4 protein-coding genes and 1 pseudogene are annotated in these 7,026 nt (G+C 66.3%); all 5 read right to left on the reverse strand.

Translation table 11 applies throughout. The annotated features are described in order from the left end of the window. Window positions 1-571, reverse strand: a pseudogene (locus B3D39_RS11600) (glycosyl transferase family 3); the annotation flags it as partial. Next, complete coding sequence (locus B3D39_RS11605) at window positions 568-3,204, reverse strand: nitrate reductase (RefSeq protein ID WP_274961635.1); 2,637 nt, start codon at window positions 3,202-3,204, stop codon at window positions 568-570. The pseudogene B3D39_RS11600 and the gene B3D39_RS11605, both read right to left, overlap by 4 nt. Window positions 3,205-3,218: 14 nt before the next feature. Beyond that, complete coding sequence (gene nirD / locus B3D39_RS11610; RefSeq protein WP_274961634.1) at window positions 3,219-3,551, reverse strand: nitrite reductase small subunit NirD; 333 nt, start codon at window positions 3,549-3,551, stop codon at window positions 3,219-3,221. After that, window positions 3,548-5,986 carry a nitrite reductase large subunit NirB gene (gene nirB / locus B3D39_RS11615; protein ID WP_274961633.1) on the reverse strand — a complete coding sequence of 813 codons (2,439 nt, stop codon included), beginning with the start codon at window positions 5,984-5,986 and terminating at the stop codon, window positions 3,548-3,550. Before nirB ends, nirD begins: the two co-directional genes overlap by 4 nt. 12 nt (window positions 5,987-5,998) lie before the next feature. Beyond that, complete coding sequence (locus B3D39_RS11620) at window positions 5,999-6,934, reverse strand: GAF domain-containing protein (RefSeq protein ID WP_274961632.1); 936 nt, start codon at window positions 6,932-6,934, stop codon at window positions 5,999-6,001. Between the last annotated feature and the right edge of the window lie 92 nt (window positions 6,935-7,026).

Here is a 7,026-nt window from a genome sequence, read left to right on the forward strand (position 1 = left end):
CGCCCGGGTTGAGCACGCGCAGCACGGTATTGACCGCCGAGCGCAGCCCCAGCACCTCGCGCAGCCGCAGCAGATCGAGCGCGCGCGGCGCGAAATTCTCGAGCGGCAGATAGGCGATCCTGTCGCGCGCCAGAAGCGCGGCGGCGTCCTGCATGTCCCGCGCCACTGCGATCCCGGCGTCTGCGAGCGCATCGCGGACGGAAGCCACGGGCGATTGATGCGAATTCCAGCCGTGGAGCAGAACCGGTTCTCCCGCTAATGCGACCACCCGCGCGGACAGCAGAAACCACGGCAAGCCCCGCGAACGCCCCGCCGCATAGCTCGGCCAGTCGAGCGCGGGCGCGGGACCGGTCCAATCCGGCAAGGTCTCACGGAGCGCTTCGGCGAAACCGGCGACCTCGGCGGCACTCTCGCCGCGATAGCGCATCAGCATCAAAAGTGCGCCGACGGCTTCGGGGGCCGCCTCGCCGCGCAGGATCTGGCTCATCGCGTCGCGGGCCTCGTCGCGCGTCAGCGACCGCGCGCGCCCCGGACCGCGGCCCATCGCGTGAATGTAGGGAGCGAGGCTCATTCGGCGGCCTCGCGGGGTTGGGCGCTCGCCAGCAGCGCCGCGAGCTCCGGTCGGCAGGAGCCACAATTCGTGCCCGCTTGCAGGGCCGCGCCAATCGCCTCGACGGAGGCCAGCCCCTGATCGGCAATCGCGGCAAGGATCGTGTTCACGCCGACATCGAAACAGGCGCAGACGATCGCACCCGGATCGGGTTGATCGGCACCGGCGCGCCCGGCCAGCAAGCTCGGCTGATCGGTCTCGCCCAGCAGCGCCGCGACATGGCCGCGCGACACCGCGACCGGCTCGGGGGCCGCAAAAAGAACCGCCGAGACGCGTCCCTCGACCATCAGCGCGATCCGCGCGAGCCCCCGGCCCGCGTCGCTCATCGTGACCGCCTCGGCGTCGGGCAGAGCGAAGAGGTCGCGCGCGAACGCCTCCCAATCGGCAGGTGCCTCGCGCCCGGCCAGCTCGATCCGCCAGCCGCTCTTGCTGCGCGCCTTCGCCCAGTACCCAGTGCGCGGGGTCACGTCCTGCACGCTCGCCGCAAAGCCGAACCACGCAGCCTGATAAGGCGAGATCTGGACCGCGCAACCCTTGCTTTCGGGCTGGCCCGAGACGGGATCGACATGGGCGGCGACCAGCGCATCGACGCGTCCATCGGAGGCGGTCTCGCCCGTCCAGTGCATCGGTGCGAAGACCGAACCGGGTTGCATCCGGGTGCTTTCCAGAACGCGCAGAACTGCGCGACCCTGAGCATTTTTCACTTCGGCCAACCCCGCCGCGCGCAGCCCCAGCCGGGCCGCATCCGCAGGGTGGATCTCCAGATAGGGCTCGGCCATGTGCAGGCTCAGGCGCGGCGATTTCGCGGTGCGCGTCATCGTGTGCCAGTGATCGCGCACGCGGCCCGTATTGAAACGGAAAGGCGTCTGCGGGCTCAGCGCGGTTTTCGGCGCGCGCGGCGTGATCGGCAGCATCCGGCCCTTGCGGTCGGGCGTGAAGAACCCGCCATCGGCGAAGAACCGGCCGCCTTTTTTCATAGGCCCTTGCGGCCATGTGAATGGCGCGAGCGCCTCATACTCGGCGTCCGAGATCGTCTTGTAATCGGAGATGTCGAAATCCCGTCCCAGCCGTCCCGCAACCTCCGACAGCGCCGCATACTCGCGAAAGATCGCCGCCGGGCCGTCATAGGCGAACTCCTCTGCCCATCCCATTTTCGCAGCAATATCGCAGATGATCTTCCAATCGTGGCGCGCCTGACCCGGCGCGGGCAGCACAGGACGCTGACGCGAGATGCAGCGCTCGGAATTGGTGACGGTGCCGTCCTTCTCACCCCAGCCGGTCGCGGGCAGGATCACATCGGCCAGCTTCGCGGTATCGGTGTCGGCGGTGATATCCGAGACCACGACGAAATCGCAGCCCGCGATGGCGTCGCGCACGCGGTCGGCCTCGGGCATCGAGACGGCGGGATTGGTGCAGATGATCCAGAGCGCCTTGATACGGCCCTCTTCCACCGCGCGGAACATGTCGACCGCTTTCAGCCCCGGACCCGGCGCCATCGTGGGGCTGGCCCAGAAGCCCTGCACCGCGTCGCGATGATCTGCGTTTTCGATATCGAGGTGACAGGCAAGCATATTCGCCAGACCGCCCACCTCGCGCCCGCCCATCGCATTGGGCTGACCCGTGACCGAGAACGGCCCCGCGCCGGGCTTGCCGATGCGGCCCATGGCGAGGTGGCAGTTGATGATCGCGTTGACCTTGTCGGTGCCGGAGCTGGATTGGTTCACGCCCTGGGAATAGATCGTGACGACGCGCTCGGAGCCGATCCAGAGCCGCGTGAACTCGGCCAGATCGGCGGCGCTGAGCCCTGTCGCGGCCGGATCGGAAGCCTGCGCCGCCACCAGCGCATCCTCAAACCCGCTGACATGGGCCGCGACATAGGCGCGGTCGACTGCGCCCTGCGCCGCGATCTCGGCCAGCAGAGCGTTGAACAGCGCCGCATCCGCGCCCGGCGCCACGGCCAGATGCAGATCGGCGATGTCGCAGGTCGCGGTGCGGCGCGGATCGACGACCACGACGCGCATTTCGGGCCGTGCTTTTTTCGCCGCCGCGATCCGCTGGAAAAGCACCGGATGGCACCAAGCGAGGTTCGAACCCACGAGCACGATGACGTCGGCCTGATCGAAATCCTCGTATTGGCCGGGCACGGTATCGGTGCCGAAGGCGCGCTTGTGCCCCGCCACCGACGAGGCCATGCACAGCCGCGAGTTCGTGTCGATATTGCCCGAGCCGATGAAGCCCTTCATCAGCTTGTTGGCGACATAGTAATCCTCGGTCAGAAGCTGACCCGAGACGTAGAACGCCACGCTATCGGGACCGTGTTCGGCGATGCTCGCGCGGAACTTCTCGGCCACCAGATCGAGCGTTGCGTCCCAATCCGTCTCCAGTCCGTTCACGATCGGGGCCAGAAGGCGCCCCTCCAGATCGACCGTCTCCCCCAGTGCCGAGCCTTTCGAGCACAGCTTGCCCGCATTGGCGGGATGGGCCTTGTCGCCCCGGATCTCCATCCCGCCCGCGCCGTCGGGCGTCGCCAGAACGCCACAGCCGACGCCGCAATAGGGGCATGTGGTGCAAATTGTCGGAGCAGCGCGGGTCATCGTTCCACTCCGGTTCAGGCGGCGCTTTGCGCGGCGAGCTTGCTTGCGTCGATCAGCAAACGTCCCGCTTCGACGCGCAGATCATAGGTCGGCACCTGCCCCTCGTCGGCCCCCTGCGCTTCACCCGTCTCGAGGCTGAACACCCAGTTGTGCAGCGGGCAGGTCACCTTGTGGCCATGCACGATCCCCTCCGAGAGCGGCCCGCCCTTATGCGGACAACGATCCGAGAGGGCGAAGACGGCATCATCGGAGGTGCGGAACACCGCGACGCAGCCCATTTTGGTCTTGATGACCCGCGCGCCCTGCACCGGAATGTCGTCGAGGGCTCCGATATCGATCCAGCTCATTCCGCGGCCTCCTTCGTGAAATCGGCGAGCGGGCTCCAGGCGCGCTCATAGTGAGGGGTCGCGCGTTCGGCCCAGGGGTCTTTCTGGTAGACGGTTTGCGAGATATCGAAGCGCTCGATCAGCGCCGCGCGATTGTCGAGATCGTCCACGACCTGTTCGATGATCCAGCCGAGCCCGCCGGTCTTGGCGATCCATTTATAGGGCCGGTCGAGGTAATTCGCGCTCTCACGATAGAGCTGCAGGAAAGCCACCGAGATATCGATCACCTCCTGTTCGGTCGCGACCTTGGCCAGCGGCTCGGTCTCTTTCAGCTCCATGCCGGCCGCGCCGCCGACGCTGATCTCGAAGCCCGAGTCCACACAGACCACGCCCAGATCCTTGCAGGTAGCTTCGGCGCAATTGCGCGGGCAACCCGTCACCGCCATCTTGAACTTGTGCGGCGTCCACGAGCCCCAGAGCCGCTTCTCCAGCTTGATCCCGAGCCCGGTCGAATCCTGCGTGCCAAAGCGACACCAATCTGTGCCGACGCAGGTCTTCACCGTGCGCAGACCCTTCGTGTAGGCATGCCCCGAGACCATCCCGGCCGCGTTCAGATCCGCCCAGATATGCGGCAGGTCCTCTTTCTTGATGCCGAGCAAGTCGATGCGCTGCCCGCCCGTGACCTTGACCGTCGCGTCGTATTTCTTCGCTGCTTCGGCAATCGCCAGAAGTTCCTCCGGGGTGGTCATCCCGCCCCACATGCGCGGCATCACCGAATAGGTGCCGTCCTTCTGGATATTCGCGTGGTTGCGCTCGTTCACGAAGCGGCTTTGCGGGTCGTCTTGATACTCCAGCGGCCAATCGGCCAGCAGGTAGTAGTTCAGCGCCGGGCGGCAGACATGGCAGCCATTGGGCGTCTTCCAGCCCAGCTCCTGCATCACCGCCGGTTGCGATTTCAACTCTTTCGCCTTGATTAGACGGCGCACATCCTCATGCGGGTGATCGGTGCAGGCGCAGATCGGCTTGGCGGTGGGCAGGACGAAATCATCGCCCAGGGTCACGGCCAGAACCTGCTCCACCAGACCCGAACAGGTGCCGCACGACGCGCTGGCTTTGGTGGTGGCCTTGATCGCGTCGAGCGAAGTCGCGCCCGCCTCGATCGCGGCCACTATCTGACCCTTGCATACGCCGTTGCAGCCGCAGATCTCTGCGTCAGCCGGTAAGGCTGCAACGGCCGCCATAGGGTCCACCGAGGCGCCCCCTTGGAAGGCCGGGCCGAAGATTAGCGTCTCGCGCATCTCCGAGATGTCGGTGCCGTCCTTGATCAGACCGTAGAACCAGTTGCCGTCGGCCACGTCGCCATACATCACCGCGCCAATGACGCGGTCGCCCTCCAGCACGAGGCGCTTGTAGACGCCGCGCGCGGGATCGCGGAAGACGATGTCTTCGCGGCCTTCCCCTTCGGCGAAATCGCCTGCCGAGAACAGGTCGCACCCAGTGACTTTCAGCTTGGTCGAAACTTCGCGGGGGATGTATTCGCTGGCCTCCCCGGTCAGGGTCTGCGCAGCGACCTTCGCCTGATCGTAGAGCGGCGCGACAAGACCGAAGATCTGCCCGTCGAACTCCACGCATTCGCCAAGCGACAGGATATCGGGGTCGGAGGTCAACATCTGCGCGTCGACCTGAATGCCGCGCCCGGTCTCGAGGCCTGCCTCCTTGGCCAGCGCGACCGAGGGACGGATGCCCACGGCCATGACCAGCAGGTCGCAGGGCAGCTCGGTGCCGTCATCCAGCTTCAGCGCCCGCAGCTTGCCATCTTCACCCAAAATCTCCTTGGAATTCGCCGAGCAGCAGACTTCGATCCCGCGATCGGTGAGCGCACGGCGCAGGAGGTAACCCGCCGCCTCGTCGAGCTGACGCTCCATCAGGTGGCCCATGATATGCACCACGGTCACGTCCATGCCGCGCAGACGCAGACCCGCCGCGGCCTCGAGCCCCAACAGACCGCCGCCGATCACCACGGCGCGCGCGCCGGGGCGCGCCGCCTCGATCATCCGGTTGGTGTCATCCAGATCACGATAGGCGATCACGCCGTCCAGATCATGGCCCGGCAGCGGGATGATGAACGGGTTCGAGCCGGTGGCGATGACCAGCTTGTCGTAAGCGACCTCACCCTGCTCGCCGATGACGACCTTGCGGTTGCGGTCGATCCCCACGACCTTCTCGCCGAAGCGGCAGGTCACGCCATGGGTGTCATACCAAGCCTCGTCATGGGTGACGATTTCCGCATAGCTCTTCTCGCCCGACAGCACCGGGCTCAGCATGATGCGGTTGTAATTGCCCCGCGGCTCCGCGTTGAAAAGGGTGACATCCCATGCGCCGGGCGCGGCTTCGAACAGATGCTCGAGCATCCGCCCCGAGGCCATGCCTGCGCCGATAACGACCAGTTTCTGCATCTCGGTCACTCCTCAAAGATACCAGGCGACGATATGCGCGATCTCGCCATCGCGATGGATCGGCAGCGCGACCATCGAGCTGTAGCCGGCCGCGATCTGCGCCCCACCGATCACCAGCGGCAGGCCTGTGCCCAGCACCTTGCCGATCGGGCCCTGCCAGTCCTGCGCCCGCTTGGGGTTGTCCTCGTTCCAAAGCGCGCCTTCGCGCTCGCACAGGCCATCCACCAGAACCGCGCCACCGTCGCGCCCCACGCGGGCCTCGCGGGCGTCCCAGATCTCGAAACGACGTGCGATCGGTGTGCCACGGGCCGACAAAAGCGTTGCCACATAGTTCTGATCGCCCGGCACCGGGATCGGCAGACCGAGACCCGTGGTCAGCCCGGCCGCGCCCGCGCTTTCCGAGCGGATGAAGCGATAGCCCGACCCCAGATCGCGCATCAGCATCGGGGTCTGCGACGCCCAGACACCGCCGGGCAGGCCCTGACCTTTCGGGAAATGCGTGTGCTTCGAAACCCATTCGAAATGCTTGGCCGCGCCGTAATAGCCATCGTCGAGCATCAGAAGCCCGTCGCGCTCGGCCCAGACTTCGATCGCGCCGGTGGTCATTTCGTCATCGCCACACAGCACGACCAGAACGGCCTTGAGCGTGTCGCCATCGAAAACCGGCAGCGCCACCGCCGAGGTCAGCCCCGCCTCTTTCGCGGCCTCGGTGCGCTGGAAATAGGAGCCATCGAAGCCCTTCAGGACGACCGGGCGCCCTTCGGCCCAAGCTTTGCCCGGCAGGCCCTCGCCATGAGCGAAACTGGTGCGGACCGAGGCTTCCTCGAACGCCGTGTGCGCGCCGTAATCGCCCGCGGCATGGACCAGACGGTCGCCCTCGGGCACCCAGACTTCGCTGACGCCGATGAAGGCGCGTGCGGGGGTTGCGGTTGCAGTTGCAGCGTCCATCACGCGGCCTCCGATTTCTTGGGCGTGTGGCCCTGTTCATATTCTTCGAGGAAGTTCAAAACCTGCTCGCGGTAGAGGTAATAGTCCGGGTG

The organism is Thioclava sp. UBA3469 (assembly GCF_002378135.1).
Classification (GTDB): Bacteria; Pseudomonadota; Alphaproteobacteria; order Rhodobacterales; family Rhodobacteraceae; genus Thioclava; species Thioclava sediminum.

What these genes read in the sequence shown, in the direction of transcription:
- B3D39_RS11605 (WP_274961635.1), bottom strand. Translation starts at nt 3,204, where the DNA reads ATGACCCGCGCTGCTCCGACAATTTGCACCACATGCCCCTATTGCGGC.
- nirD (WP_274961634.1), bottom strand. Translation starts at nt 3,551, where the DNA reads ATGAGCTGGATCGATATCGGAGCCCTCGACGACATTCCGGTGCAGGGC.
- B3D39_RS11620 (WP_274961632.1), bottom strand. Translation starts at nt 6,934, where the DNA reads ATGGACGCTGCAACTGCAACCGCAACCCCCGCACGCGCCTTCATCGGC.
- nirB (WP_274961633.1), bottom strand. Translation starts at nt 5,986, where the DNA reads ATGCAGAAACTGGTCGTTATCGGCGCAGGCATGGCCTCGGGGCGGATG.